25 protein-coding genes are annotated in these 26,633 nt (G+C 69.9%); 16 read left to right on the top strand and 9 right to left on the bottom strand.

Annotation, left to right across the window (positions count from 1 at the left end; all coding sequences use genetic code 11):
• Positions 1-13: 13 nt before the first annotated feature.
• Positions 14-532: a flavin reductase family protein gene (locus G406_RS0127060; protein WP_051342733.1), complete on the bottom strand. Its 519-nt coding sequence runs from the start codon at positions 530-532 to the stop codon at positions 14-16.
• A 115-nt stretch (positions 533-647) separates the two neighbouring features.
• Here G406_RS0127060 and G406_RS0127055 point away from each other — a divergent pair, with 115 nt between their 5' ends.
• Positions 648-1,568 (top strand): LysR family transcriptional regulator, encoded by a 921-nt coding sequence (locus tag G406_RS0127055; RefSeq protein WP_028936183.1) that lies wholly within the window; start codon positions 648-650, stop codon positions 1,566-1,568.
• On the opposite strand, the gene G406_RS50220 is transcribed toward G406_RS0127055, so the two are convergent.
• Both G406_RS50220 and G406_RS0127045 read right to left on the bottom strand, forming a co-directional pair.
• Positions 1,552-3,117 carry an AMP-binding protein gene (locus G406_RS50220; RefSeq protein ID WP_051342732.1) on the bottom strand — a complete coding sequence of 522 codons (1,566 nt, stop codon included), beginning with the start codon at positions 3,115-3,117 and terminating at the stop codon, positions 1,552-1,554. The two genes, G406_RS0127055 and G406_RS50220, sit on opposite strands and share 17 nt — an antisense overlap.
• A gap of 85 nt (positions 3,118-3,202) precedes the next feature.
• Positions 3,203-3,829: a TetR/AcrR family transcriptional regulator gene (locus G406_RS0127045; protein ID WP_028936182.1), complete on the bottom strand. Its 627-nt coding sequence runs from the start codon at positions 3,827-3,829 to the stop codon at positions 3,203-3,205.
• Between the two features lie 89 nt (positions 3,830-3,918).
• On the opposite strand from G406_RS0127045, the gene G406_RS0127040 reads away from it, so the two are divergent.
• From G406_RS0127040 to G406_RS0127020, 5 genes are all read left to right on the top strand, one after another.
• Positions 3,919-5,166 (top strand): acyl-CoA dehydrogenase family protein, encoded by a 1,248-nt coding sequence (locus G406_RS0127040; protein ID WP_028936181.1) that lies wholly within the window; start codon positions 3,919-3,921, stop codon positions 5,164-5,166.
• Positions 5,163-6,233, top strand: a complete 1,071-nt coding sequence (gene selD, locus G406_RS0127035; protein ID WP_028936180.1) for a selenide, water dikinase SelD — start codon at positions 5,163-5,165, stop codon at positions 6,231-6,233. The genes G406_RS0127040 and selD overlap by 4 nt, the downstream gene beginning before the upstream one ends.
• On the top strand, positions 6,230-6,772 hold the full coding sequence (locus G406_RS0127030) for an adenylyltransferase/cytidyltransferase family protein (protein ID WP_028936179.1): 543 nt from the start codon (positions 6,230-6,232) through the stop codon (positions 6,770-6,772). The genes selD and G406_RS0127030 overlap by 4 nt, the downstream gene beginning before the upstream one ends.
• Entirely contained in the window at positions 6,769-8,121 is a 1,353-nt protein-coding gene (locus G406_RS0127025) for a BPG-independent phosphoglycerate mutase family protein (RefSeq protein WP_028936178.1), read from the top strand. The genes G406_RS0127030 and G406_RS0127025 overlap by 4 nt, the downstream gene beginning before the upstream one ends.
• 71 nt (positions 8,122-8,192) lie before the next feature.
• Entirely contained in the window at positions 8,193-9,098 is a 906-nt protein-coding gene (locus G406_RS0127020; protein ID WP_037078492.1) for a Vgb family protein, read from the top strand.
• Positions 9,099-9,148: 50 nt separating this feature from the next.
• Here the strand turns inward: G406_RS0127020 and G406_RS0127015 are convergent, their stop codons facing one another.
• Positions 9,149-10,039, bottom strand: a complete 891-nt coding sequence (locus G406_RS0127015) for an SDR family oxidoreductase (protein ID WP_028936176.1) — start codon at positions 10,037-10,039, stop codon at positions 9,149-9,151.
• A gap of 39 nt (positions 10,040-10,078) precedes the next feature.
• Positions 10,079-10,825 carry an SDR family oxidoreductase gene (locus G406_RS0127010; protein ID WP_028936175.1) on the bottom strand — a complete coding sequence of 249 codons (747 nt, stop codon included), beginning with the start codon at positions 10,823-10,825 and terminating at the stop codon, positions 10,079-10,081.
• Between the two features lie 75 nt (positions 10,826-10,900).
• Here G406_RS0127010 and G406_RS0127005 point away from each other — a divergent pair, with 75 nt between their 5' ends.
• The 3 genes from G406_RS0127005 to G406_RS0126995 all read left to right on the top strand — a co-directional run bounded on the left by G406_RS0127005 (position 10,901) and on the right by G406_RS0126995 (position 14,535).
• Positions 10,901-11,515, top strand: coding sequence for a TetR/AcrR family transcriptional regulator (locus tag G406_RS0127005; RefSeq protein ID WP_037078489.1), 615 nt, complete (start codon positions 10,901-10,903; stop codon positions 11,513-11,515).
• 87 nt (positions 11,516-11,602) lie between these two features.
• The gene (locus tag G406_RS50215; protein WP_051342731.1) at positions 11,603-13,453 is read left to right on the top strand and encodes an AMP-dependent synthetase/ligase; all 1,851 of its coding nucleotides are present in this window, start codon (positions 11,603-11,605) and stop codon (positions 13,451-13,453) included.
• Between the two features lie 50 nt (positions 13,454-13,503).
• Positions 13,504-14,535 carry an NADPH:quinone reductase gene (locus G406_RS0126995; protein WP_028936173.1) on the top strand — a complete coding sequence of 344 codons (1,032 nt, stop codon included), beginning with the start codon at positions 13,504-13,506 and terminating at the stop codon, positions 14,533-14,535.
• A gap of 65 nt (positions 14,536-14,600) precedes the next feature.
• On the opposite strand, the gene ppk2 is transcribed toward G406_RS0126995, so the two are convergent.
• Both ppk2 and G406_RS0126985 read right to left on the bottom strand, forming a co-directional pair.
• Positions 14,601-15,581 (bottom strand): polyphosphate kinase 2, encoded by a 981-nt coding sequence (ppk2, locus tag G406_RS50210; protein ID WP_084216402.1) that lies wholly within the window; start codon positions 15,579-15,581, stop codon positions 14,601-14,603.
• A gap of 191 nt (positions 15,582-15,772) precedes the next feature.
• Positions 15,773-16,021 (bottom strand): hypothetical protein, encoded by a 249-nt coding sequence (locus tag G406_RS0126985; protein ID WP_028936172.1) that lies wholly within the window; start codon positions 16,019-16,021, stop codon positions 15,773-15,775.
• 338 nt (positions 16,022-16,359) lie between these two features.
• On the opposite strand from G406_RS0126985, the gene G406_RS0126980 reads away from it, so the two are divergent.
• Both G406_RS0126980 and G406_RS0126975 read left to right on the top strand, forming a co-directional pair.
• Positions 16,360-16,731, top strand: a complete 372-nt coding sequence (locus tag G406_RS0126980) for a FliH/SctL family protein (protein ID WP_028936171.1) — start codon at positions 16,360-16,362, stop codon at positions 16,729-16,731.
• Positions 16,732-16,885: 154 nt separating this feature from the next.
• Entirely contained in the window at positions 16,886-20,566 is a 3,681-nt protein-coding gene (locus G406_RS0126975; RefSeq protein WP_028936170.1) for a serine protease, read from the top strand.
• Positions 20,567-20,573: 7 nt separating this feature from the next.
• Here the strand turns inward: G406_RS0126975 and G406_RS0126970 are convergent, their stop codons facing one another.
• Together G406_RS0126970 and G406_RS0126965 are read right to left on the bottom strand one after the other, a co-directional pair.
• Positions 20,574-20,867, bottom strand: a complete 294-nt coding sequence (locus G406_RS0126970) for a hypothetical protein (RefSeq protein WP_156935187.1) — start codon at positions 20,865-20,867, stop codon at positions 20,574-20,576.
• A 29-nt stretch (positions 20,868-20,896) separates the two neighbouring features.
• Complete coding sequence (locus G406_RS0126965) at positions 20,897-21,628, bottom strand: RNA polymerase sigma factor (protein ID WP_028936168.1); 732 nt, start codon at positions 21,626-21,628, stop codon at positions 20,897-20,899.
• A 131-nt stretch (positions 21,629-21,759) separates the two neighbouring features.
• On the opposite strand from G406_RS0126965, the gene G406_RS0126960 reads away from it, so the two are divergent.
• The 5 genes from G406_RS0126960 to G406_RS0126940 all read left to right on the top strand — a co-directional run bounded on the left by G406_RS0126960 (position 21,760) and on the right by G406_RS0126940 (position 26,625).
• Positions 21,760-22,875 carry a hypothetical protein gene (locus tag G406_RS0126960; protein WP_156935186.1) on the top strand — a complete coding sequence of 372 codons (1,116 nt, stop codon included), beginning with the start codon at positions 21,760-21,762 and terminating at the stop codon, positions 22,873-22,875.
• Positions 22,875-23,693 (top strand): enoyl-CoA hydratase/isomerase family protein, encoded by an 819-nt coding sequence (locus G406_RS50205; RefSeq protein ID WP_051342730.1) that lies wholly within the window; start codon positions 22,875-22,877, stop codon positions 23,691-23,693. Before G406_RS0126960 ends, G406_RS50205 begins: the two co-directional genes overlap by 1 nt.
• Positions 23,694-23,793: 100 nt before the next feature.
• Positions 23,794-24,414: a helix-turn-helix domain-containing protein gene (locus G406_RS0126950; RefSeq protein WP_028936166.1), complete on the top strand. Its 621-nt coding sequence runs from the start codon at positions 23,794-23,796 to the stop codon at positions 24,412-24,414.
• Positions 24,407-25,378: an AIR synthase related protein gene (locus G406_RS50200; protein ID WP_051342729.1), complete on the top strand. Its 972-nt coding sequence runs from the start codon at positions 24,407-24,409 to the stop codon at positions 25,376-25,378. The genes G406_RS0126950 and G406_RS50200 overlap by 8 nt, the downstream gene beginning before the upstream one ends.
• A gap of 59 nt (positions 25,379-25,437) precedes the next feature.
• On the top strand, positions 25,438-26,625 hold the full coding sequence (locus G406_RS0126940) for an MSMEG_0568 family radical SAM protein (RefSeq protein ID WP_028936165.1): 1,188 nt from the start codon (positions 25,438-25,440) through the stop codon (positions 26,623-26,625).
• The last annotated feature ends 8 nt before the right edge of the window (positions 26,626-26,633 follow it).

Below are 26,633 nucleotides of genomic sequence, written 5' to 3'. Positions count from 1 at the left end.
TCCTCCCACGCAATCAGTTCGGTTCAGGGATGTGCCGGCCGTAGCCGCGGTCGCGGTAGGTGAGCCCCTCCGCCTCGGTCGACTCGACGGCGATGACACGGCCGACGAACACGACGTGGGTTCCGACGACCAGCGAGTCGCTCAGCACGCAGTCGAACGCGGCGGGCACCGACGGGTACACCGGCGAGCCGGTCCGCACCGTGTGCCAGCCCTCGTCGAACACGTACCGGCCGGCCGCGCCACCTCGGCCGGCGAACGTGTCGGAGACACCTCGCTGATCGGGGCCCAGCACGTTCACCGCAAAACAGCCGTTCGCCCGGACCGCCTCGGCGACCGAGGTCGTGCGGTACAGGCAGACGAGCAGCGTCGGCGGGTCCGCCGTGACCGAGGTCGCGGCGCTGACCGTCTGCCCGAACCGCCCCGCGAGGCCGTCGGTGGTCACCACCGTGACCGCCGCCGCGGTCCGTGCCATGGCCGCCACGTACGCCGTCCGAAGCTCGGGACGAGCGAGGTTCACGTCCTGTCCGGTCATCGTCCCGCCCTTCCGCACCGAAGTTCGCCGGCTTCAGTGTTGGCCCGGCCACGCCGCCGGCGAAATCGCGTCTTCTCGCTACGCTGCATCGCATCCCACGATCCAGGCAGGTCACATGGCATATCCGAGACCTCGATTCACGCTCGCGCAGCTGCAGTACTTCATCGCCACCGCCGAGACCGGCAGCATCTCGACGGCCGCGCAGCAGCTGCACGCCTCCCAGTCCGCGATGTCGTCGGCGATCCACCGGCTGGAACGGGAGCTCGGGTGCGACCTGTTCATCCGCCATCACGCGCGCGGCGTCTCGCTGTCCGCCAACGGACGTCGGTTGCTCGACGAAGCGCGGACGTTGTTGCACGACGCCCTCGCCTTCCAGGAGAACGCGCGGAGCCTGCAGGGCAGCCTGTCCGGTGAGCTGCACGCGGGTTGCTTCGTCACGCTCGCGCCGTTCTACCTGCCGCCGGTCCTCACCCGGCTGCGGTCACGGCACGCCGGCCTGCGGGTCCAGGTGCACGAGACCGACGGGGCCGGCCTGCACGACCTGCTGCGCAGCGGCGCGTGTGAGATCGCCCTGACCTACCGTCTCGACCTCGGCGACGACATGGCGTTCGAGCACCTCGCCCAGCTTCGGCCCTACGCACTGGTGTCCGAACGGCACCCGCTGGCCGGTCGGTCCGAGGCGACACTGTCCCAGCTCTCCCGGTTCCCGATGATCATGCTGGATCTGCCCGAGTCCAGCCGTTTCATGCTCGGGATGCTCGCCCGCGCCGGAGCGAGGCCACCGGAGATCATCCGGACCACCAGCTTCGAGACGATGCGCGCGCTGGTGGCGGCCGGTGAGGCGTTCACCATCCTGAACCAGCGACCCCGCACACCCGGCACCGAGGGCGGCCGGACCCACGAGGTGGCGATCACCGACGCCGAGCCGGTCGTGCTCGGGCTCATCCAGGTCGCGAACATCCGCCCCAACCGGCGCGTGCTCGCATTCGGCGAGGAGTGCCGCGCGGTCGCCGCGACGCTCACCGCCGGTACGTGACCTGGCGTTCCGCGTCCCAGGTCTGCTCGTCCGGGCCGTGGTCGGCCAGGACGTGTTTGAGCACCTTGCCGTTCGGGTTGCGCGGCAGGTCGGGCACGATCCGGACGAACCTGGGCAGCGCATGGCGCGGCAGCCGGGTCCGGCACCATTCCCGCACCGAGGACCCGTCCACTCCGGCACCCGCGACGATGCTCAGCGCGACCAGGACCTCGTCCTCGGTCAGCTCGGACGGCACCGCGACGGCGGCGACGTCCACGACACCCGGCATCGCGGCGATCACCTGCTCGACGTCCCAGCTCGCGATGTTCTCGCCCCGGCGACGCACCACGTCGGCGTGCCTGCCCGCGAAGTACAGGTAGCCGTCGGCGTCGAGGCGGCCCCGGTCGCCGGTGCGGAACCACCCGTCACGCAGCGCCGCCGTCGTCGCGTCGGTGTCACCCGCGTAGCCGACGAAGATCATGTCGTTCCGCCGTGGACGAGCGGCGATCTGTCCGATCTCGCCGACCGGCAGCGGATTCCCGTCCTCGCCGAGGATCGCCACCTCGTACTCCGGGACGACCCGGCCCGCGGAACCCGGTCGCCAGGTGTCGACCGTGTTCGCGGCGACGTCCCCGAGCTCGGTACACGCGTACGCTTCCAGCGCACGTACCCCGAACCGTTCGTGGAACCGCCTGGCCAGCTCGATCGGCGCGGGCGCACCGTAGGCGAGACGAACGGGATGTGTGGAGTCGCCGAGGTCCGGCGGACGCCGGTCGAGGATAGCCAGCATCGCGCCCATGAAGTTGAAGGCCGTGACGCCGTCGAGGCGACAGGAGTCCCAGAAGCGGGAGGCGGAGAACCGGGGGCGCGCGATCAGCCGTGCCCCGCTGAGCAATGCGGGCAGCAGCGCGGCGTGCCGGACGTTGATGTGGTTCCACGGGAAGACGTTGAGCAGCACGTCCTCGGTGCCGTAGCCCATCGTCGCGCACACCCTTCCGGCGTGGCGGACGGCCGCGTAGTGCGGCAGCACGGCGGCCTTGGCCCTGCCGGTCGTACCCGAGGTGGACAGGATCGCCAACGGGTCGCCAGGGCCGGGTGACCGCGCGGTGTACCCGCCCGGCGGCAGGTCTTCGAGCAGCGCCAGGTCGGGCGGTGTGCGCGCGCCCGGCTCCGGTACGCCCACGACCGTCCGGACCTCGGTGAGCACACCGGCCAACGCGCTGTTACCCGCCAGCGCCCCGGTGCCCACCACGACCAGGTCGACCCGCGCCGCGTTCAGTACCGCGCGGGCGGCGGACTCGGTGACGTCGAGCGCGAGCGGCACCTCGACCGCGCCGAGCATCGCCAGCCCGAAGATCAGCTCCACGCTGACGCGGCCCGGCCGCAGACACGTGGCTACCCGGTCACCGCGCCCGATGAGAGGCGCCAGCCGAGCGGCGAGATCACGCGCGCCCTCGTCGATCTGCCCGACCCGCAACCAGGGATCGTCGCCGAAGCGGAGCAGCTCGGCATCGGGGTCGTCGACCGCGCGCCGGGCCAGCACATCCAGGAGCGTCTCGGGTCCCGCCATTCCGAGCAGTCTGGCAAGAGAACACGCTCCGGGTCCATGCGTATCCCGCTGACCGGACCAGTTCCGGCGGACGACGCGGCGTGGCTCAGGCGGGCCCGGTGCGGGTTGAGAGGTGCTCCAGGTGGCGGCGCATCAGGGACCTCGCATCCAGGTCGAACAGCTCCAGGCGGCGGGTGTGGACCAGTAGCAGCAGGCCCGAGGCATGGGCGAACGCGTCCGCGGTCAGTGCGGTCGCCGTGGCCGCGTCCGCGCCCAGCTCGACGGCGGCGCGGCGCAGCGGATCGAGTGTGGCGAGCAGCGCGGCGTTGAGCTCCCGGTTGAGCTCCTCGGACAGCCCGCGCGGCTGGATTCCACCGCCGAACAGGTAGAAGCCGAGGTCGAGGTCGCGCGGGTTCGCGTCGTAGAAGTCGAAGAAGGCCAGGCCCGCGGCGACCACTCGGCCCTGGGCGTCGGCGGCGGTCGAGGCCGCGGTCTCGGTCGCGTCCCGCAGTCGGGTCAGTGACTCGCTCAGCGCGGCCGCGTAGATGTGTTCCTTGCTCGGGAAGTAGGCGTAGATCGCGCCCGGCACGTAGCCGGCCTCCGTGGCGATCGCCCGCATGCTCGCGCCGCGCAGTCCGTGCGTGGCGAAGACCCGGAGCGCGGCCTCCAGGATGATTCCCCGCTTCAGGTTCCCGACTGCCTCGCGTCGATCCGCGCGAGTGCCCTCCGACATGCATCGTTCCTTCCGGTCAGCGGTCCGTGATGCTAGCGTGCGAACGAGGTTCAATAAAATGAATGATGTTCACAAGGGAGTGGAACTCGATGGCCGCTGAAGGCGTCGGCGTCACCGACCGGGTCCGCGACTACACCGCGCGCTTCCGCCGATTCCTCCACGACGAGGTCACGCCGCTCGAGGAGCAGCTCGCCTCGGCGGGAGCCGGGACCGCATGGCAGCCGCACCTGGACGAGTCGGGCCGCATGCATCCACAGGTGTGGCAGGCACGACGGGAGGTCCAGCGCCGCGCGGCGAGCGCCGGCCTCTACACGCCGCACAACAGCGAGGCCGCCGGTGGTGGCGGACTGTCCCGGGTGGAGATGCACCACGTCGAGGAGTTCGTCTACCGGGAGTCCGGACTGGGACTCGGCCTGGCCGCCCTGGCCTGGACCGAAGGACCGAACCCCGCGGTCGAGCACTGCTCGGAGACGGCCCGCGAGCAGTACCTGACCCCGTTGATGAACGGCGAGATCACCGCCGCCTTCGCCAACACCGAACCCGACGTCGGGTCCGACGTGCTGGCCATGTCGACCACCGCCACCCGCGACGGCTCCGACTGGATCCTCAACGGCCACAAGTCCTGGATCACCAACGCGCACTTCGCCGATGTCATCCAGGTGGTCGCGGTCACCGAGCCCGGCGCCGGAACGCGGTCGCTGTCGATGTTCCTGGTCGACGCGGCTGCCGAAGGCTTCCGTCGCGGCCGCGACATTCCGACGATGTTGAACGACGGGCTGACCGGCGAGCTGGAGTTCACCGACGTCCGGGTACCCGCTGAGAACATCGTCGGCGAGATCGGCGACGGGTTCGCACTGGCCATGTCGTGGATCAACTGGCGTCGGCTCTGCCGGGGAGGCATGTGCGCGGGCTGGGGCGCATGGCTGCTCGACCGCGCCCTGGACTACACGCGGCAGCGCATGTCCGGAGGCAAGCCGATCGGGTCGCTGCAGGCTGTGCAGCACCTGCTGGCGGACATGGACGCGGCCATCTACCAGGCCAGGGCCACCTCGCTCATCGCGCAGGCCGAGCTGGACCGGCTGGGGCCGTTCGACATCCCGCTCCACCACGACGCACCCAGGCTGATCAGCCTGGTGAAGGTCATCAACGACGAGTCGTTCTACCGGGTCGCCGACAACGCGGTCCAGGCGCGCGGCGCGCGCGGGCTGCTGCTGGGCTCTCCGGAGGAGAAACTGTTCCGGCTCGCGCGCAACCTCCGCATCCCGGCCGGGACCGTGGAGATCCAGCGCAACGCGATCGCCCGGGGACTGCTGCGTGACCGGGAACAGGTGTCGTGACCGTTCCGGCCCGACCGCTGACCAGCTACTCGCCCGGCGGTGGCTGTGCGTGCAAGATGCCTCAGTCCCTGCTCGGTGACGTCATGGCCGATCTCCGCGCCGACGGTGCGTTCGCCGGGCCGGGCGGTGCGCTGAGGGTCGGGCTCGACCCGGCCGACGACGCCGCCGTCTTCGACGGTCCCGCCGACGGCTCGCTGGTCGCCACCTGCGATTTCCTCACCCCGGTCGTCGACGACCCGTACGACTGGGGACGCATCGCGGCGACGAACGCCCTGTCCGACGTGTACGCGATGGGTGGGCGACCGCTGCTGGCTCTCAACCTGCTGGCCTGGCCCTCGGAGCTGGACCGTGCGCTGCTGACCGAGGTGTTACGGGGCGGGGCCCGGGCCGTCACGGACGCGGGAGCGGTGATCGCGGGCGGACACAGCATCGTCGACCCGGCTCCGAAGTACGGGCTCTCGGTGGTCGGCCAGGTGCAGCGGGACGCGATTCTGCTCAAGGGCGGAGGTCGGCCCGGGGACGTGCTGGTGCTGACGAAACCGTTGGGGGTCGGTGTCGTCACCACCGCGCTGAAACACGGCTCGGCCGATCCCACGCTGGTCGGGGACGCCGTGCGGACGATGACCCGGCTCAACGCCGACGCCGCCGAGGTGGCGCGGGACTTCGGGCTGCGCGGCGGCACCGATGTGACCGGCTTCGGGCTGGTCGGGCACCTGCACGAGATGACGGCGGCGGCCGGCCTCGCGGCCAGGGTCCACGCCGACGCGGTACCGGTTCTCACCGGTGTACCGGAGCTGGTCGAACGAGGTTTCGGACCGGACGGCAGCCGGCGCACCCTGGCGAACGCCCTGGCAAGCGGCTGGTTCGATCCCGGCGGTCTGGACCCGACCCGCCAGCTGCTGCTCTGCGACGCGCAGACCTCGGGCGGGCTGTTGCTCGCCGTCCCGCGCGAGCACGCCGACCAGGTGGTGGCCCGGCTGCGCGAACGCGGGGACCCTCGGTCGGCGGTGATCGGGGAGCTCATCGACGGGGAACCCGGCGCCGTGGCTGCCGGTGGCACCCGGTGACGGGCCTGGTCTGCGTCACCGGCCGCTTCCAGCCCGTCCATGCCCAGCACCTCGAGCTGTTCGAGATCGCATTGAACGACGCGGACGGGCTGATCGTGGCGATCACCAATCCCGACCTCGGAGCACGCCATCGGGAGGTGACCTCCGACCATCGTCACCGTCGCTCGGCCAACCCGTTCACCTACTACGAACGGGCGCGGTTGCTGGCCGCCGCGCTGGCCGCGCGCGGTCTCACCGAGCGCACCACGATCGTTCCGTTCGACCTGACCCGGCCGGAGCACTGGCCCGAGTACGTGCCGCTGCACGCGCGCCAGCTGGTGCGCGCCTACAGCGACTGGGAACGGCACAAGGCACGGCTGCTCGCCGACGCCGGCTACCCGGTTCGCGTGCTCGACGGCGATCCCGAGGGGAGACTGTCCTCCTCCGACATCCGGGCACGCATCGAGCAGGGCGCCGGCTGGGAGGAGCTGACGCCCGAAGCGGTGGTCCCGGTGCTCCGCGCGCTGTTGCCCCACACGACGAAGGAGGACCGGCCGTGAGACCACCCGGCCACGGCGAGACCCAGCCCCGTCTCGACGACGACCGCCTCCCGATCATCCTGGTCGTGCTCGACGGGCTCGGCGACCGGCCGATCCCGGAGCTCGGCGGGTGCACTCCGTCCGAGGCCGCGCACACCCCGAACCTCGACGCGCTGGCGCTGCGCGGCGCAAGCGGCTGGCACCTGCCGTTCGGCTGGGGGCGAGCCCCCACCTCGGAGCTCGCGCACTGGGCGATGTTCGGGTTCTCCGACGTCCCGTTCCCCGGCCGCGCGGTGCTGGAGGCGCTCGGTGCCGGGCTGTCGGTCCCCCGGGACACCGCTCTCGCGCACGCCGCTCTGCGGACCTCCCACCGGGACGGTGAGCTGCTGTGGATCACCGGCCGCGCGGGACGGGACGACGAGGCCGACGCGACCGCGCTCCTGGCCGAGCTCGACGCCGTCCTCGACGGCGTCCGGCTGGACCCGCTCGGTGGCCGAGGCGAGGCCGTGCTGACCGCGCCCGGGTACCCGAACGCCGACATCACGGACTCGGACCCGTTCTTCGAGACATTCCACCCCTGGCTGCGCCCGGTGGCGACCAGCGAGCACGGTTCGGCGTTCGCCGACAAGCTGACCGAGGTACTGGCGACCGCCCGCGATCAGCTGCTGGTCAGTGAGGTCAACGCCGCGCGACGGACACGCGGCCTTCCCGCCCTGGACGTGCTGACGACGAAATGGGCGGGCACCCACCGGGAGCTGCCGAGCTTCGTCGAGCAGGTCGGGATCGCCGGTGCGCTGGTCACCAGCACCAGGCTGTACCGAGGACTGGCGGCCACGCTCGGTATGTCCTCGACCCACCTGTCCCCCGTTCCCGATCTGACGACGGACCTCGCCGCGCGGGTACAGGCGGCCGAGCGGCTGATCGCCGACGGTGCCCGGTTCGTGCACGTCCACACGAAGGCGACCGACGAGGCGGGCCACAGCAAACTGCCCTACGCCAAGCGGGACGCACTGGAGGCGATCGACCGTGGGCTGGCGGACCTGCTCCACCTGGCGGACGACGCGATCATCGCGGTCACCGGCGACCATGCCACGCCCTCGACCCACGGCCTGATGCACGCGGGCGAGCCGACCCCGCTGGTCGTCTCGGGCCCGACGGTACGCGCGGACGACGTGTCCGAGTTCGGCGAGAAGCCGGCACACCGGGGCTGGTACGGCCAGGTCCGAGCAGACGAGCTGCTCCCTCTCCTGCTGGGCCACGCCAACCGCCCGGTCTTCCTGGGCCACCGGATAACCCGAAGGCCGGCCCTGTCCCTGGCAGACCACCCCCACCCCATGCCGCTCGCCCCCGGCCCGGCTTCGCACACCTAAGCTGCACTCCGCACAGGTTGTGCGGTATGCGAAGTGGATCCCGATATGCGAAGTCGCCGAGGAGTCAGTCAGTGGTCGCGCAGCCGTCCGTGTCGGTCGTCGAGTACCCCGTGCCCGGTGAGGCTCAGGGGCCATACGGTGTCGCGGTCGGCGGGGACGGGGCTGTGTGGTTCACCCAGGTTCACGGGGGCCGGATCGGTCGGATGACCTCGGCCGGGCAGTACCGCTCCTACCGGCTCGACCCGGCATCGGGCGGTCCGTCGGTCATCACGGCGGGCCCCGACGGCGCCCTGTGGTTCACCGAGATTCACGCCAACCGGATCAGCCGCATCACCCTCGACGGGGACATCGCGTCGTTCGAGGTCCCTACCGAGGCCGCGGGCCCGTACGGCATCGCCGTCGGCCCGGACGGGGCCGTGTGGTTCACCGAGATGAACACCGACAAGATCGGCAGGATCACCCAGGACGGGTCGATCGACGAGTTCCCGCTGCCGGACTCGGGCACCTTCCCCGCCATGATCAGCGCGGGCTCGGACGGGGCGCTGTGGTTCACCCTGAACCAGGCGAACCAGATCGGCCGGATGTCCACCGAGGGTGCCGTCACGGTGTTCCCGATCCCCACAGAGGGCTCCGGAGCGGTGGGGATCACGTCCGGTCCGGACGGCGCTCTGTGGTTCACCGAGCTCCTCGCCGGTCAGCTGGGCCGGATCACGACCGACGGCGACATCACCGAGTTCCCCCTGCCGGACCGCGACGCGCGACCGCACGCGCTCGCGTTCGACGCCCGAGGTGCCTGCTGGTTCACCGAGTGGGGCGCCAACCGGGTCGGCAGGCGCGATGCGCACGGGCAGATCAGCCGCTACGAGCTGCCGACCCCGTCCTCGGAACCACACGGCCTGGCCATCGGGGTGGAGGGGCACGTGTGGGTGGCGTTGGAGTCCGGGTCGATCGCTCGGCTCACCACGGACGACTCGTAGCTCGCTACACAACCGCCTCGGCGTCGGCCGGGGCGGTTGTGGGGTCATGCTCATCCCACGGGGTGCAGCAGGTCTTCCAGCCCGACGCGGCGCAGGAACTCCGCCCGGACCCGGTCCCCGACGGCGAACACCACCGAGGCGCCGTCGTCGGAGGGGTCGATGTGCACGCGGTAGGGCCTTCGGCCCTTCTCCGTGTTGACGACGTCGACGATCGCCTTCGCCACCTCGGTGACATCGGCGTCCGGCGGCTCGATCTCCTGCATCGTGACGGCGAGGCGGTCGAGCAGGCCCGCGTAGCGGGTCTCGTACTCGGCGACCACCTGCGTGTCGGACGGGCTGCCACTGTGCGCGTAGTGGTTGGTGCCCCTGGTGAAGGAGCCCGGCACGATGATCGACGTCTCGATTCCCCACCGCGCCAGCTCGCCCGCGTAGGACACCGCCAACGCGTCCATGCCTGCCTTCGCCGCGAAATAGGGCGCCAGGTAGGGCGGCGTGCCGCCACGGGAGCTGGACGAGCTGACCCACACGAGCAGCCCGTCACCCGCCGCCCGCATGCGCGGCAGGGCCGCCCGGTTGAGCCGCTGGGCGCCCAGCACGTTGGTGTCGTAGAGCGCGGCCATCTGGTCCGGGGTGAATGCCTCGGCGGGCCCGGTGACCATGTGGCCCGCGTTGTGGACCAGTACGTCGAGCCTGCCCTGCTCGCGGTACACGCGGTCGACGGCGGCGCGGACCGAGTCCTCCGAGGCGACGTCGAGCTCGATGGGCAGCAACGTGACCGAGTGTTCGGACGCGTAGGCCGTGGCCTGCTCGGCGTTGTCCCGGTTGCGACCGGCCAGATCGCGCATTCCGGCGTAGACGGTGTGCCCCGCGTCGGCGAGCTCACGCGCACTCAGGTTGCCGAATCCGCTCGACGCGCCGCTGATCAGGATGACTGTGGACATGACGGTTCTCCTTGGCTGAGTAGGTGATCGAAGAGGAGTTCAGGCGATGCCGCCGTTGACGGCCAGCACCTGGCCGTTGACCCAACGGCCGTCCGGGCCCGCGAGGAAGGCGACGGTCCTGGCGATGTCCTCGCCGGTGCCGAGACGCTCCAGCGGCGGGAGCTTCGCCAGACGCTCGACGGTCGCGTCGTCCTTGCCTTTGAGGAACAGTGGTGTCGCGGTGGGGCCGGGGGCGACGGCGTTGACCGTGATGTCGCGCCCGCGCAGCTCCCGGGCCAGCACGAGGGTCATGGCATCGACAGCGCCCTTGCTGGCGGCGTATGCCGCGTAGGTGGGCTGGGCCAGCCGCACCACGGTCGACGAGAAGGTGATGATCGCGCCGCCCTGTCGCAGCTGCCGGGCTGCCTGCTGGGCCACGACCAGCGTCCCCCGGATGTTGGTGCGCAACATCCGGTCCACATCGGTCAGGTCGGCCTCGGCGAGCGGGGCGAGCAGCATGATCCCGGCGGTGTGCACGACGACGTCCACGCCGCCGAACCGCTCGCGGGTGCGGTCGAACAGCTCGGCGACCTCCTTCTCGTCGGCGACGTCCGCGCGCATGGCCACCGCGGTCCCGCCGGCCTCGGTGATGGTCTCGACGGCCTGCCGTGCTCGCTGCTCGCTGCCCGCGTAGTGCACGACCACCGCGAAGCCGTCCGCCGCGAGCCGCTCGGCCACCGCGCGACCGATACCGCCGGACGCGCCGGTCACGATCGCGGTGCGCTGGGTCGTCTGGGTGTTGGTCATTGGGAGCCTCCCCGATGTCGTTCCGTTGTGTACGATGCGTTCATATAATCAAGAAATGAACGGAGCGTCCATAAGATGTCCAGTGATGTAGGACACAACGGAAGTGAGGCTCGACGGCGAGGCCGCGGCCGGCGACCGGCGGACGAGGTGCGGGCCGAGGTGGTCGCGGCGGCCGGGCAGATCCTGATGGAGGAAGGGATGTCGGCGTTCACCATCGAGCGGGTGGCGGCGAGGTCCGGAGCCAGCAAGGTGACGCTCTACAAGTGGTGGCCGTCCAAGGGGGCGCTGGCGCTCGACGGCTACACCCACGCGGTGAGCCACGACCTCGAGTTCCCCGACACCGGAGACGTCGAGGCCGACCTGACCAGCCAGGTCCGCGCATTCATCGGTGTGCTGAACGGTCCGGCCGGGCGAGCGATCGCCGAGCTGATCGGCCAGTCACAGACCGATCACGAGCTGGCGGCGGCCTTCCGCGAGCGGTACTCCGCCCCGCGCCGCGCGCTCGCCGTCCATACCCTGGGCATCGCGCAGGGCCGGGGACAGATCCGGGCCGACGTCGACCCCGAGGTCGTCGTCGACCAGCTGTGGGGTGCCGGCTACCACCGGCTCCTCATTCCGGACCAGCCACTCACGGTCGAGTTCGCCGACGCCCTGGTCGCCACGATCATGGCGGGGCTGCGACCTCGCTGACATAGCGGCCGGTCCCGTGACTTGAGACTATGTGCGGAGACGACCGATACTGCCCGGTAACCAGGCAGCCTCAAGGGAGTTCCGGCAGTGGGAAATCGGCACTATCGCGAGACGCTGCTCGACCTCGTCGAGCGCAACGCCAGGGCGCACCCCGGCGTCGTCGCGATCGTGGACGGCGAGACCCGGGTCAGCTGGGCGGAGTACCGGCAGCACGCCAGGATCATCGCGTTGGCGCTCATCGATCTGGGCGTCGCCCACGGTGACGTCGTCGGTCTGCACATGGTCAACCGGGGCGAGCACGCGTTGGCCGACATCGGCGCGCTGATGGCCGGCGCGACCCCGACCAGCTACTACAACACCCTGGCAGCCGAACAGCTCGAGTTCGTCGCACGCGACTCCGGCGCCGTCGCCGCCATCGTGGACGCCGCGCAGCTGCCCCTGTGGCTGTCCATCCGGAAGAACCTTCCCGAGCTGCGCCACCTGGTGGTCCTGGACACCGCCCCCCAGGATCCGCTTCCCGAGGGTGTCGTCCGGTTCGAGCAGTGGATCACCGCGGCCGAGGCACAGTTACCCGAGCGCGCTTCGGAGGTCGAGAGGTCCCGCGAGAAGGTTCAGGCGCAGGATCCGCTCACGATCGTGTACACCTCGGGGACCACCGGGCCGCCCAAGGGAACGATCATCACCCACACAGCGGTGTTGTGGGTGCTGGACGAGGTGGACCGACAGCTGCAGGAGAGCACCGGCGCGCCGGTGCCGGTCGGCTGGTCCACCGTGTCGTACCTGCCGCTGGCACACGTGGCCGAACGGGTCTTCTCGCACTACCAGTCGCTGTCCTGTGTGCTCACCGTGACCTACATCCGTGACATCGGACAGCTGCCGCAGGTCCTTCCGGTCGCCAGGCCGTACATGTTCCTCGGGATGCCGAGGGTCTGGGAGAAGATCCACAGCAGCATCCGGGAACGCGCGAGCACGCAGAAGAGCCCGGTGCGCCGTGTGGTGGGCGCAAAGGCGATCGCGATCGCGCAGGTCGTCGGCACCGCCCGCCTGGAGAACCGCTCGCCCGGCTTCACCAACCGCATGCTCTACCCGGTGATGAAACGGCTGGTCTACGGGAAGATCCGGCACGCACTCGGCCTCGACCGGGTCGTGCTCGCGGTCAGCGGCGCGGCTGTCCTCTCACCGGACGTGATGGCGTTCTTCGCGGGCATCGGGATCACCATCATCGAGGTCTACGGCATGACCGAGACCAGCGCGATGCTCACCGCGAGCCCACTCGACGCACCGCGCCTCGGCTCGGTGGGCCGGGCGCTGTCGGGCATCGAGCTCAAGACCGCGGACGACGGCGAGATTCTCGCCAGAGGCCCGAACATCACCCCGGGCTACCTCAACCGACCGGACGCCACCGAGGAGGCCATCGACGCCGACGGCTGGTTGCACACCGGCGACCTCGGCACGGTCGACGAGGACGGCTACCTGCGGATCACCGGCCGCAAGAAGGAACTCATCAACACCGCGTCCGGCAAGACGATCTCGCCGGGCAACGTGGAGCAGGCATTGGCCCGAGGCTCCGATCTGATCGGCTCGGTGTACGTCCACGGCGACGACAAACCCTGCCTCGTCGCACTGGTCACGCTGGATCCGACCAACTGGCGGAGCTGGTGTGAGTCGCGCGGAATCGCGGCGGACTCACTCGCCGACGCGATCGCCGACGGACGCGTCCGGCTCGACCTGGCCCGCTCGATCGGAGCCGGCAACGCGGCGCTGTCCCGGGTCGAACAGGTCAAGAACTGGACGCTGCTCGACACGCTGTGGACCGTCGAGTCCGGTGAGCTGACCCCGACGATGAAGATGAAGCGGTCGGTGATCGCCGAGCGCTACCGCGACGAGATCGAGCAGCTCTACGACCCGCTCACCGCGGAGGCGTGGGAGGACGGCTGAGGAGCCCGGGCTCCCGGAATAGACCTCGATCGCTCCAGGTTCGACGTGACATGCGCGCAATCACCTATCGCGGCACCGGCGGCCCCGATGTGCTGTCCCTGACCGAACGTGAACTCGACGAACCGGCGGCCGGGCAGGTCCGGGTCCGTGTCGCGGTCTCGGGGGTGAACCCGACCGACTGGAAGAGGCGGCGCACCGGCGGCCTGTCCGGAGACGGCGGTTCCGAGGTGACCGTCCCGAACCAGGACGGCGCCGGCGTCGTGGACGCGGTCGGTCCGGGAGTCTCCGAGTTCAGCGTCGGTGACCGGGTGTGGCTGATCCTGGCGGCCTACCATGCGCCTACCTCCGGCACGGCCCAGGAGTACACGGTGCTGCCGGTCGAGAAGGTCATTGCGCTGCCCGACGGCGTCGGATTCGACGAGGGTGCCGCGCTCGGCATCCCCGCGCTCACCGCGCACCGCGCGCTCACGGTCGCCGAGGACGGTCCGACCCGGCTCGGTCCCGGTGCGCTCGCGGGCAGGACGATCCTGGTGACCGGCGGTGCCGGCGCGGTCGGCAACGCCACCATCCAGCTGGCGCGCTGGGCCGGCGCCACGGTCCTGACCTCGGTCAGTACGGACGACAAGGCGGAGCTCGCCCGGCGCGCGGGCGCTCACTACGTCCTGCGCTACACCTCGGACGACTTCGTCGCCGACGTCCGCAAGATCGCGCCCGACGGGCTCGACCTGATCGTCGAGGTCGCGGCGGGGACCAACGCGGCCCTTCACCCCCAGCTGCTGCGCACGCGCGGCACCGTCGCGGTCTACGGCGACGACCGGGGCACCGGGACGATCGCCCTCGAGTTCGGCCCGAACCTGTGGCTGAACTCCCGTTACCAGTTCCTGGTGCTGTACACGGTCGGCACCGACAAGCTCCGCGCCGGAGCCGAGGACGTGAACGCCGCGCTGAAGGACGGCTCGCTCGCCATCGGACCCGAGCGGGGCCTGCCGCTGCACCGCTATCCGCTGGCGGACACCGCCGAGGCCCATCGCGCCAGCGAGAACGGCGCTGTCGGCAAGGTCCTCATCGACGTACACCCATGATCACCACCGCCTGAGGGCTGTCACCGGGCGGGAAATCAGCCCTCAGGCGGTGGTGATCATGAGAGTCACCGCTCGCTCTGCTCGTACACCTGGGCGGGCGGGCCGACGATCAGCGGGTCCGGCTTGCCGATCGCGTCGAGGTCGCGGGTCGGGTAGTCCAGCTGGGTCAGCACCCACCGCAGGGCGTTCACCCTGCCGCGCTTCTTGTCGTTGCTCTTGACCACCGTCCACGGCGCCACCGAGGTGTCCGTGTCGGCGAACATGGCGTTCTTGGCCTTGGTGTAGTCGTCCCACTTGTCCAGCGAGCCGAGGTCCACCGGGCTGAGCTTCCACTGACGCAGCGGGTCGATCACCCGCACGGTGAACCGGGTGCGCTGCTCGGCCCGCGACACCGAGAACCACAGCTTGATCAGGTTCAGTCCCGAGTCGACCAGGAGCGACTCCAGGCTGGGGACCTGGGCCATGAACTCCTGGTACTGGTCCTCGTCGCAGAACCCCATCACACGCTCCACGACGGCGCGGTTGTACCAGGAGCGGTCGAACAGGACGATCTCGCCGGCCGAAGGAAGCTGGCTGATGTAGCGCTGGAAATACCACTGGCCGCTCTCGAGCTCAGTCGGCTTGCCCAGCGCGACCACGCGGGCGCCACGCGGGTTGAGGTGCTCGAGGAAGCGCTTGATCGTGCCGCCCTTGCCCGCGGCGTCGCGCCCCTCGAACAGCACCGCGACCCGCTGCCCGCTGTCCTTCACCCAGGACTGCATCTTGAGCAGCTCGATCTGCAGCGTGCGCTTGATGTCCTCGTACTCGTCGCGGGTCATCCGCTCCTGGTACGGATAGTCCTGCTTCCAGGTGGTGTTCTCGAGCCCGTCGGCATCGATCAACACCGCGTCGTCGTCGTCCAGCTCGCGCACCCGCCAGGTGTGCAGGTCATCGAGCAGATCGACACCGCGCAATGCCTCGCGCAGCTCGTGCCGGGTCTTCTGGGAGTGCCCGTCCGCCCGGGTAGTGCGCCGGAAGTCGTTGACCGCCGCCTCGACCGATGTCATACCCACCCCTGTCGTCCTGAGGTACGGAACGCTAAACACAGAAAACGAACTGACGGTGAACTGCTGCCCAACAGGGTAGTGACGCACAGTCGGTTCGGACACACTCGCGCGGCCAGTCGACGCCGGCGACTCCGGTCCAGCACCGCCCGAGACTGAGCCGGCACAACCAAATCGTCACCTCTCCCGTCAGATCAGGTGAGGCCGGTTCCAGCACCGGAACCGGCGTCGCCTAGCGGAAGTGGGTGCCCGATGGTCTCGACCGTTCGACGGATCAACATCTGCACGACTCTCGCCTTATGGTGCGTCACCGCAACTGCGGCGGCAATTCCGTCCGCGTTCGATTTCACGTCGTCCGCTCCGGCGACCGCACAGATCGCCACCGGGCCGGCCGACTCCGGGCGCCACGAGAGCGAATACCACTCGTCACCGTAGACGGCCACCGTCTCCCGTCGCGCGTGCCCATCGAGGTCACGCGCGATTCGGCATGCGCGGGTTGAGTCGAACCGCCCTCTCGATATGCATCTTGACCTGGTGTAACGAAGCTCTGACCTCGGCCGATATACGGTTGCACGGCGATCCGGATCGACCGGACGATTACCTCATCAATACCATTGTCGAGCCTGCGAGCAAGCTTTTCGTGAAGCACTCGCAGCATTTGTCGTGCCCGAAAAAAAGAATGCAACTATTTATTGCCGATACCTACTAAAGAACGATGAACAGTTCGCCTCGGACAAGGTTATGGTCGTAGTGTTCAGTTCACCGATGAGGGGATACAGAAATGCGTAATATTCAGAAGCTCGGGGTCGCAGCGGTCCTGTCGGCGGCATTCGCCGCCTCGATGGTGGCAACGGCCCCGATGGCGCTCGCCGCAACGCCGGCCCAGATCGTCCCGGCACCGGCGGCCCCGGAGGGAATCGCGCTCGGCGAGCTGCGGCCCTCGAGCCCGGACGGCGTTGCACTCGGAAGCCTCCGACCCGCCGGCAAGGACTACCGGAAGGGTTACCGCGAGGGCTACCGGCACGGATTCGCCGACGGCAAGAAGTCGTGCCGGGGAGACCGCGGCCTCCAGTCGGAGAGCGCCCGCGACGACGGCTACCGGGACGGGTACCGCGAGGGATTCGCGGCCGGTGAGAAGAAGTGCCACCGCTGAGGCAGGCGACGATCGCGCCTGACCAGCTGAGTTGAGGGGGGCGGACCGCGCGGAGCCACCCGCCTCCGCGCGGTCCGACGGGCCTGCGCTGGCGAATCCAGCACGCAGGCGGCAGTGATATATGTTGTCGGGCGAATCCAGAGGGGGCTGTGGGGTGCTTGGGGTATCCGTCGTTCGGATCCATCGGCCGGATGGCGAGGTTCTCGGCGCCGGTTTCATCGTCGCGCCCGGCCTGGTCGCCACCTGTGCACACGTCGTCGCTGAAGCACTGGACGCGGACCCAGAGTCCGGCAGCACGCCCGCCGGAACACTGACACTGACGTTTCCGCTGGTCACCAGATGTACAGAGGTCACGGCGCGAGTGTCCCGCTGGTCGCCCATGCGGGAGGACGGCTCGGGCGACGTCGCGCTGCTCGAGCTGGCGGCCCAGGCTCCGTCCGAGGCGACGGTCCCGCCCATGCTGCGACCCGACGACGTGTCCGGACGTGAATACCGGGTCCTGGGCTTCCCCACCGATCTGAGGGACGGCGAGTGGGCCACCGGCCAGTTCCTCCATGTGCAGGGCTCAGGATGGTTGCAGCTACGGCCGGCGCCTGGATCGCCCCGCCTGGTACACGGGTTCAGCGGAGCCCCGGTGTGGGACGTCGAGTCCCGTGCCGTCGTCGGCATGGCCGTCGCGGCCCGCACGGACGGCCCGGCGAGCGCTTTCGCCATGCCGATCCAGCAGGTGCTCGGCATCGATCCCACGCTGTTGCCCAACCCGTACCGGGGCCTCGAACCGTTCGACGAGCATCACGCCGAGTTCTTCCACGGCCGCGACGCCGACATCGACCGAGTCCTGTGCGCGTTGTCGCGGTCACCGGTCGTCGCGGTGACCGGTGGTTCCGGTGTCGGCAAGTCGTCGCTGCTGTATGCCGGTGTACTGCCGAGGCTGCGTGAGCGCGGTGCACGGATCGGCCAGTTCCGTACCGTCGGCGCCACGTCGGCCGCCCGAATGCTGGCCGGCGCGCTGGCCCCGGTCCTCGAACCGACCCTCGTCGAGGAGTCCGCCGGTACCTACGCCTCCGCTCTGAGCCAGCAGCTGGAGCGGGACCTACCGGCCGTGGCGTCCCGGCTACGTACCCGCGTGGGTGAGGCGGAGCTGGTCATGGTCGCCGATCAGTTCGAAGAGCTGGCAGCGGACCGGCCCGAGGACGCCCGGGCGTTGCTGCGCATGCTCGCGCAGCTCGTCGAGGCACACACCGTGGACGGTAGGCGCCGGATGCGTGTGCTCGTCACGCTGCGCTGGGCCGCCATGATCGAGCTGCCCTCCGGCCCGCTCGCGGACATGCTCGACGAAGGCACCGTCGTGCTCCGCACGATGGGAAGGGCGCAGCTGCGCGAGGCGATCGTCGCGCCCAGCGTGCGCGCACCCGGGCTGTACTTCGAGCCAGGTCTGGTCGACCGCATCCTGGACGACACCGGCGAGGAGCCCGGCCGGCTGCCGTTGCTGGAGTCGCTGCTGGCGCAGCTGTGGGAACAACGCGACGGCGGTGTCCTGCGTGCCTCGACCTATGAACAGCTCGGCGGCGTCCACACCGCCATCGCCCGGCGTGCCGAGCAGGTCTGGGCCGAGCTCACCGCACCCGAGGAACGCGCGGCCGCCTGGCGGGTGCTGACCCTGTTGGTCAAGCCCTCGGCGAGTGACCAGTTCCTGCGCACCTCACGGCAGCTCGGCTCACTGCCCGCCACGCTCCGCCCGGTGGCCAGGAAGCTCGCCGCGAGACGCCTGATCGTGATCACCGCCGACGCCGACGGCAGCGAGTCCCTCGAACTCGCGCACCAGGCGCTCATCGATCACTGGCCGCAGTTCCGTGCCCGACTCACCGAGGACCGCGAGTTCCTCACCTGGCGCAGGGAACTACAGCGGCACCGCCAGAACTGGCTCACCCGGGGCAGGGAGTCCGCCGCCCTGTTGACCGGAGGTGCCCTGCGCACCGCTCGGGAGATGACCGAGACCCGGCCCGACGACATCCCCGGCGTGTACCGGGACTACGTCCGCGCCAGCGTGGCCCACCAACGTCGCGGTGTCAGACGCAGGGCCCTGGCCGGGGCCGCGGTGGCAGCCCTGGTCGTCTGCATCGTCGTCGCCGGCCTGCAGCTGCGTGACGCGAACCGGCAGGTCGACGCCCGGATCCTGGCCAGCAACTCGAGCCGGGAGACAGGGGATCCGAGCTTCGCGGCCCAACTCGCACTGGCCGCTTTCCGCGCCGACCCGTCGAGCCCGGAAGCACGCACCGCACTCGGCCGCGCGTACCTGGCCATCATGTCCGTCGGCGCGGTGCTGACCGACGTCGCGGACAAACCCATCGACCACCTCGTGACCGGCCCGGAGACGGACACCGTCTTGGTTCCCCAGGGAAATGGCTACGCGGTGGTCACGTCCCTCAGCACCTCGCCGAACCACTGGAAGCCGCCCGAACTCCCGATCGATGGCAGACCCGTGCTGACCCCCGACGGTCGCCGTGTCCTCGCTGTCGACCAGTCGAACCGGTTGTTGTCCTGGAACGTCGCGGACCACACCGGGCCGGACGTCCTGACCGACCTCGACCTGCCACCACTCGCCGTGTCCTCCGCACCGGCGGTCTCAGCCGACAGCACGCGGGCGGTGTGGATCACCAGCACACCCGATGGCCCACCGCAGGTCCATATCTGGGATCTCCGGACCAACCAGGGTGTCCCGCACCAGATCAGCATCTCCCCTGGCGTCACCGTCAGCGAAGCCTGGCTCACCGACGACCCCGCCCGTATCGCGCTGCGCTACGGCGATCCACAGTCCCCGGACACCCGATTGGTCATCCGTGACGTGGCCAGCGGAGCCGAACTCCGCAGTTTGGCACCGGGCAGCGCGATCGCCCGGCAGGGCACACTCGTCGTCGGTTGTGATCCCACGATCTCGATCGTCCGGGCATCGGACGGGACTCCGGCCCTCAGCTTCCCCGGCCTTGAGGGCACAAGCTGCGTCGAGTCCACTCGGGGCACCGTGTCGTTGTCGGGCGACCGCGAATACCTACGCTCGTACTCGCCCGGCTTGGCGAACGACTCGCACTCCCTCGTCACCATCTACTCGCTGAGCGACGGGCGGCAGTATCCGCTGTTCCTGCCGCCCTCGGCGTACTACGCCCAGGACAAGAGTCCATTCCGGCCACTCAACACTCTGGGTGCGATCCGTGATGGGTCCGGGCGGCCCGTCCCGATCATCGCCGACGGTCAGAACATCTATCGCCTCGAACCCCCGCCCGGACCGGTCGGGACCGCAACACCTGCCGCCGAGCGGCGGCCCTGTCCGCTACCGGCGGATGCTCCGGCCGCGGCCCTGGTGACGCGTCTGATCATGGAAACCCGACGCAACGGGCCCGCCCCATCGGCGCCTGTCGACTGTGTCATCAGTCCGGACGGCCAGCACCTCGCATTCGTCGACGACACCCAGCGGATTCAGCTCTGGGACATGGCCAGCGGGACCCGTCTGCAGCGGCTGTCGCTGTTCGCACCCCACCTTCTCGACTTCGACGGGGCAGGCGAACTGGTCATCTCCAGTTCCGACGGGATCTTCCTGTGGAACGCCGACGGCGCGCGAGTCGGTCCGATCGGGCTGCTGGGCAGCAAGGACATCGACCGGCTGACCCCCGATCGCCTCAGTCTCGTCCTGCCGTTCTCCGACACGACGATCCCGTTGGAACCTCGACGCTGGTTCGAGCGCATCTGCGCCGCGCAGAACCGCCCGTTCACCGCGCTCGAGCGCTCGGTACTTCCGTTGGGTGTCGGTACCGATCCACCGTGCGAGGCCGACCTGTGAGTGGCGGTCAGCCGCGCGGTGTGCACGCCTCAGTTGCCTGGTATTGCGAGGTCGGCTTCGGTTTCGGAAAGGGGCGCGTCAGGTAGGGGTCGATCCGCCAGCAGTCCGTCACCCACGAGGGGTTCGACCACACCACCCGGACGGCGATCTGGCGATCGCACGTGTTCCGCACGTTGACCCCGTTGTTGTACGTCGTCCGAGTGGTGCATCCCAGGTCACCCTCGGCGTGTGCGTCCGGTGCCATCGTGAGGGCCGCCGCCACCGCGAGGGTCATCGACAACAGGGCATGACTCTGACGCATCGGGACTCTCCTCGCGGTACGGACTCTGTTCAGGCGACGGAACGCAGCTGGCGCAGCGATACGTCCGCACGCAGCGCCGACCGTGCCTCATGCAGGTAGCGCTTGACCGATCCGGCGCTGACACCGATCACCTCGGCCGCCGTCTGCATCGTGTGCCCCTCGCGCTCAACCAGCAGGAACACCTCTCGTTGCCGGTCCGGCAGCCGGCCGAGCGCCTTCGCTATCACGAGCTGGCGGATCACGGTGTCCTCCACCGCGGCCCCGGACGGCCGCACGCGGTCCACCAGCTCAGCGGTGACCTCGACGCGGGCGTCCTCGTTCTCCCGCCGCCTGATCAACTGGCGCAGCCGCTCGATCGCTTCGTTGCGCACCGCCTTGTGCAGGTACGGACCGAGCATGTCCGAATGGCTCAGGCGGGGCGGATTGGTCAGTATCCGGCGGATGACCTCGTTGACCGCTTCCTGCGCGTCCTCGACGTTCGACAACCGGCCGCGAGCCGTCCGCACCAGCTCGGCGCGGTGATCCCGGTAGAACCCCTCGACCAGCTCACGGAGCTCGGTGCTCTCGTCCCGGCCGATCCGGACCAGCCCGGCGCGCCGCTCCCGGTCGGCAGGGGCCGGGCGCGGCACCGCGGCCAGCCATCGCACATCGAACTCACGAGCGAGGGCCGCGAGCCATCCGTCCCAGTCGACGGACATGCCGGTCGCCCTCATCACGACGACGTCGACGACGAGCGGCTCGGAGATCGTCAGGACAGTCATAACCGGTCTGACGGTAGCGGGCTCGGAAAAGTTGTCCCGATCTCCCGATGCGCGTCGTCACCGCGAGTCTCTCGATCATTTGCGGACTCAACGGTATTCCGATCGGAGTATCGACTCACTACAGTTCGATGATGACGAATCCGCCCGGCCAGGATCCGCCGTACGTCCCGAACCAGGGCCAACCGCCCGCCGGCGGGGGCTATCCGCCGCCCCAGGGCCAGCCGTTCGGCCCGGGTTATCCGGCATACCCACCGCCCACCGGTCACCCGGCACCCCATGGTCATCCAGGTGCCTATCCCCCTCCCCCGGGCTATCCGTCGCCGCCGAGCTACCCGCGGCCGCAGGGATACGGCGCACCCCAGGGGTACGGGCCGGCCCAGGGCTACCCGCCGTACGCCGGGCCCGGAGGTTGGGCGCCACCCCCGAACGATCCGCTGATCCCCGGCGACTTCTCCGGCTGGTTCAGCCGTGTCATGAGCGTGACCGGCCAGAACTTCGGCCGTCTGGCGCTGCTCCAGGTGATCGCGGCGGTGGTCCTGTCGATCCTCGTGGCGATACTCGGTCTGCTGTCCGGCCTCGGTGACAGTGGGATGGGCTACGACACCTCGGGCGGTGGGCTGACCCGCGAGTTCGATCCCTCGGCCGAGGCGCCGAGCCTCGCCGGAATGATGGCCTCCAGCATCCTGTTCGGCCTGGCCTACCTGGTCTGCATGTTCGCGGTACTCGCCCCGACCTTCGTCGCGTCGGTGTACCTGGTCGTGCGCAACGCCGCGGGTGAGTCCGCCGCGATCCCCGACGCGCTCCGGTTCGCCGGCAGACGAGCGGGGCCCGCGATCGGCTGGGGGCTGCTCGTCGGGTTCCTCATCGCGCTCGGCTGCTTCCTGTTCTTCCTGCCCGGCATCTATCTCGGGACGGTGCTGGGTGGCAGCTGGATCGGGGTCGTCGCCCTCGAACGCAAGGGCATCGGACGCTGCTTCACACTCGTCAATCCCCGCTTCTTCCCGACCCTCGGGCGCATGGCCGTCTACGGTGTGCTCAGCTTCGTCGTCTTCTGGGGAATCTTCATCGTGATGCAGCTTCTCAACCAGGGTTCCGGCTCGGTCCTGTCGTTCGTCCTCAGCATCGTCGTCGGAGTTCCGGTCGCGGTGCTGGGCACCGCGATGCTCGTCGTCACCTACGCCGAGCTTCGGGGACGCGAACAGGGCGGCCTCTCCACCGCGACGCTCGCCCAGGAGCTCAACCGGTGATGTGGACGCTCTCGACACCCGGTGACGGTGTTGCCGTCGCCACGTACTCGAACCCGGAGATGAACTACTTCACCCTCGAAGCGGCCCAGGAGCTGGGGCAGCTCATCGAGTCGTGGCACACCGATCGCTCGCTGCGGGCGATCGTGCTGTGCGGTGACGGCCGTTCGACCGGGTTCATCACCCACTTCAGCGTCGAGACGCTGGAGCAGATCGCCTCGGACCCGGACGCGGCGCGGGACAGCGCGGAGGTCAGCCGGGGCTATCACGCGCTGCTCGACGGACTCAACCGGCTTCCCCAGGCGGTGATCGCGGCGATGAACGGCGACACCATGGGCGGCGGCTTCGAGCTGTCCCTGGCCTGCGACATCCGGATCGGCCAGAACGGTGATCACCGCTACGGCCTTCCCGAGGCGCGACTGGGCATCATGCCCGGGGGTGGCGGCACCCAGCGGCTCCCCCGGCTCATCGGCCCGGCCCGCGCGCTCGAGCTCGTGCTCAGGGGACGCGTCGTCGACCCGGTGGAAGCGCTGCGACTCGGGATGGTGCACGAGCTCGCGGACGACGCGGTGGAGCGGGCCACGCGAGTCGCAACGGAGATCGCCGCGCTCCCGTCGACCTCGGTCGCCAACATCAAGACCGCCGTGTACCAGGGAACGGACACCACACTCGCCGAAGGCCTCGATATCGAGAGCGACAGTTTCCAGAACACCATGCTGTCCGACGACGCGCGTGAACGGATGCGCGCCTACCTCGCCGTGCCCGAGCCGGATCGCCGGGCGTGGCTGGAGTCCGACGGCCGGTCGCCCACCGGGGAGTGACCGTACGTCGTTCTCCGTGCTCCACATCCGACGGCGACCGTTTATCATAGGAAATCTCATCTAGAATGATGGATACACCTGATCACCGGAGAAGCCGTCGATGACCCTGCCGGATCCCCAGAGCGACTCGTCCGAAGCCACGCCGGACTGGGAGCCGATCGTGCGGGCGATCGGCCCGAAGGTGCACGAGGTACGCCAGGAGCAGGGGCTGTCCCTGCAGCAGCTCGCCGCGCGCGCGAACGTCTCTGCCGCCGCGATCCACAAGGTGGAGCGCGGCGACATGGTTCCCACGATCACCACCCTGCTCAAGATCGTCGGCGCACTCGGCCGACCGATCTCGCACTTCGTCGACGACGCCGATCGACCGGCTCCGGTCGCGGTGCACGTCCGGGCAGCGGGCCGCCCACCAGCCCCTCGGGACTGGGCTCCCGAGGCCAGGGGCGTGACCTCGGTGTCACTGTCCCTGCCCGAAGAACGACTGAGATCCGACGCGGTACAGGCGGTCATCGAGCCCGGCGGATCGAGCGGCGGGCTCGTTGCGGCACGGGAAGGCAAGCAGCTGCTGCTGGTCCTCGGCGGCACGCTGACCGTCGAGGTGGCGGGCAAACAGCACGTGGTGCAGCCGGGTGACACGCTGACCCACCCCACCGACTGCCCGTACAGCTGGCACAACGCGGGCGACGAGCCGGCCGTCACGCTCTGGTGGCAGCTCAATGGCTGATCGGGCGCCCCGGACGCTGGTCGACACCGCGTCCCTCGACGACCTCGTGGCCTCGGTGCTCGCCAACCCCGGTCTGCGCGCCAAGGCCGACATCGCACTGGTCGGCGAGGTACTCGGGGGCACCGACTGGGTCGCGGGGCCGGGCGACGACGGCGCGGTGCTGTCCGGCGGCACGGTCGCCTGCGGCGAGGCGATGTTCCCGCCGTTCGTCCGGGCGGACCCGCGCGGCGCCGGTTTCGCCGCGGTGCTCACCAACGTCAACGACCTGGCGGCGATGGGCGCCGAACCGCTGGGCATCGTCGACACGGTGGTCGGCACCGAGGCGACGGCCAGGGCCGCGCTGGCCGGCATGCGTGAGGCGAGTGAGCTCTTTCAGGTACCGATCGTCGGCGGCCACCTGACCATCCATGACGGTGAGCCGGCGATCTCCGCGTTCGGGATCGGAACGACGCCGAGAGCCCTGTCGGTCACCCGCGCCGCCGAGGGCCAGTCCCTCGTCGTGGCGGCGGCCCTCGACGGGGAGATGCGTCCCGACTTCCCCTTCTTCCCCGCGTTCGGCGCGCGGGGCGACCGCTGCCCCGGGGACGTACGTCTGCTGCCCGCGCTGGCCGACGAGGGCCTCGTGGTGGCGGCGAAGGACATCAGCATGGCGGGCCTGGTCGGTTCGCTCGCAATGCTGCTGGAGCCGACCGGCCTCGGCGTGACGGTGGACGTCGACGCCGTGCCCTGTCCCCTCGGGGTACCGCTGGTTCGCTGGTTCAACTGCTTCCCCAGCTACGGCTTCCTGCTGTGTGTGCCGCCCGGCCGAGAGGCGGAATGCGTTGGCGCGTTCGAGGCCCGTGACCTGGCCGCGGCGGTGGTCGGCACCCTGGACGGCAGTGGCGAGCTCGCGCTGGAACGCGATGGTGAGCGCGCTCTCGTGCTGCGCATCGACGAGTTCACCGTCACCGGGTTACCACACTGACATCCGAGCAACCTGAACTGATGTATCGGATAGTAGGCGGCAACCACTATAATAAATGAATGACCGATGTCGTGAGCACCGCGCCCCCGTCGTCGACCGGCTCGAACACCGCCGACGTCGCCGCCTTGATCATGGAGCTCCAGGCGGTCGGGATGCGCATCGAGACGACCCTGGAGACCTCACGCAAGGGCGGCGCCGGTCCGTCCGACTCGGGCATGCTGTGGGTCGAGGGCGTCCCGGTGACCGTGCCGCCGAGCGCCGACTCGCCCTACGCCCTGCGCGCCGAGGACGGCAGCCAGGGCATCTATCTCCACGGGGTCAAGGTGGCCTCGGTGTCCGGGACCTCCCGCCCCCGGTTCTATGACCTCACCACCGCGGACGGCGTGCCCTACCACCAGATCGCGCTGCTGCACCTCGACTCGCTGGCGTCCACCGTCGTGCAGACCTGCAACTACTGGGGCAACTCCGACCAGTGCGGCTTCTGCGGGATCGGCCTGTCACTGGCCTCGGGCGCCACCATCGCCAAGAAGACACCGGCGATGCTCGCCGAGGTCGCGGTCGCGGCGAAGGAGCTGGACGGCGCGGTGGACGCCACGCTGACCACGGGCTCGTCGGTCGCGCCCGACCGGGGCGCCCTGTACGTCGCGCGCTGCGGGCAGGCCGTGAAGGAGGCCGCCGGGCTTCCGGTCGAGGTGCAGTTCGAGCCGCCGCGTGACCTCACCGTGCTGGATCGGGTCCACGACATGGGCATCGACGCCGTGGGTGTGCACATCGAGTCGTTCGACCCGGCGGTGCTGGCCAGGGTCGCGCCCGGCAAGTTCCGCACCGGGGTCGACCGCTACTTCCAGACCTGGGAGCGCGCGGTCGAGGTGTTCGGCGAAGGCCGGGTGTCGACCTACGTGATCCTGGGCATGGGCGAGGACCCCGATCTGACCGTCGAGATGTGCCGCCGAGCCGTCGACATCGGCGTCTATCCGTTCGTGGTACCGCTGCGGCCGGTGGCCGGCTCCCTCATGGAGCACGTCCCGGCACCGTCGCGGGAGTACACCGAGCCGATCTACCGCAAGGTGGCCGGCTTCCTGGCCGCCCGGGGGCTCGGTGCGGACACCGCGGTCGCGGGCTGCGCACGCTGCCAGGCCTGTTCGTCCTTGAACCTGGTCCAGCGGGCCGGCGCCGCACCCCCGTGCGCGAGCCCGACGGGAGCGACGCGCCCCGCGCCGCTCCTGCAGATCGGCAGACGGAACTGACGACCCCA

The sequence above is a fragment of the Actinospineispora spinosispora DSM 44797 genome (assembly GCF_000429025.1).
GTDB lineage: Bacteria > Actinomycetota > Actinomycetes > Mycobacteriales > Pseudonocardiaceae > Pseudonocardia > Pseudonocardia spinosispora.
Note: the sequence above shows the minus strand (reverse complement) of the source record. Positions and strands in the feature narration are given on the sequence as shown.

Coding starts and splice junctions, on each gene's coding strand:
- G406_RS0126995 (WP_028936173.1), top strand. CDS start 13,504: ATGCGCGCAATCACCTATCGCGGCACCGGCGGCCCCGATGTGCTGTCC.
- ppk2 (WP_084216402.1), bottom strand. CDS start 15,581: ATGACATCGGTCGAGGCGGCGGTCAACGACTTCCGGCGCACTACCCGG.
- G406_RS0126960 (WP_156935186.1), top strand. CDS start 21,760: ATGACGAATCCGCCCGGCCAGGATCCGCCGTACGTCCCGAACCAGGGC.
- G406_RS0126980 (WP_028936171.1), top strand. CDS start 16,360: ATGCGTAATATTCAGAAGCTCGGGGTCGCAGCGGTCCTGTCGGCGGCA.
- G406_RS0126940 (WP_028936165.1), top strand. CDS start 25,438: ATGACCGATGTCGTGAGCACCGCGCCCCCGTCGTCGACCGGCTCGAAC.
- G406_RS50220 (WP_051342732.1), bottom strand. CDS start 3,117: ATGGCGGGACCCGAGACGCTCCTGGATGTGCTGGCCCGGCGCGCGGTC.
- G406_RS0127015 (WP_028936176.1), bottom strand. CDS start 10,039: ATGTCCACAGTCATCCTGATCAGCGGCGCGTCGAGCGGATTCGGCAAC.
- G406_RS0127055 (WP_028936183.1), top strand. CDS start 648: ATGGCATATCCGAGACCTCGATTCACGCTCGCGCAGCTGCAGTACTTC.
- G406_RS0127010 (WP_028936175.1), bottom strand. CDS start 10,825: ATGACCAACACCCAGACGACCCAGCGCACCGCGATCGTGACCGGCGCG.
- G406_RS0126970 (WP_156935187.1), bottom strand. CDS start 20,867: ATGCGTCAGAGTCATGCCCTGTTGTCGATGACCCTCGCGGTGGCGGCG.
- G406_RS0126965 (WP_028936168.1), bottom strand. CDS start 21,628: ATGACTGTCCTGACGATCTCCGAGCCGCTCGTCGTCGACGTCGTCGTG.
- G406_RS0127005 (WP_037078489.1), top strand. CDS start 10,901: ATGTCCAGTGATGTAGGACACAACGGAAGTGAGGCTCGACGGCGAGGC.
- G406_RS50205 (WP_051342730.1), top strand. CDS start 22,875: ATGTGGACGCTCTCGACACCCGGTGACGGTGTTGCCGTCGCCACGTAC.
- G406_RS0127040 (WP_028936181.1), top strand. CDS start 3,919: ATGGCCGCTGAAGGCGTCGGCGTCACCGACCGGGTCCGCGACTACACC.
- G406_RS0127045 (WP_028936182.1), bottom strand. CDS start 3,829: ATGTCGGAGGGCACTCGCGCGGATCGACGCGAGGCAGTCGGGAACCTG.
- G406_RS50200 (WP_051342729.1), top strand. CDS start 24,407: ATGGCTGATCGGGCGCCCCGGACGCTGGTCGACACCGCGTCCCTCGAC.
- G406_RS0127060 (WP_051342733.1), bottom strand. CDS start 532: ATGACCGGACAGGACGTGAACCTCGCTCGTCCCGAGCTTCGGACGGCG.
- G406_RS0126950 (WP_028936166.1), top strand. CDS start 23,794: ATGACCCTGCCGGATCCCCAGAGCGACTCGTCCGAAGCCACGCCGGAC.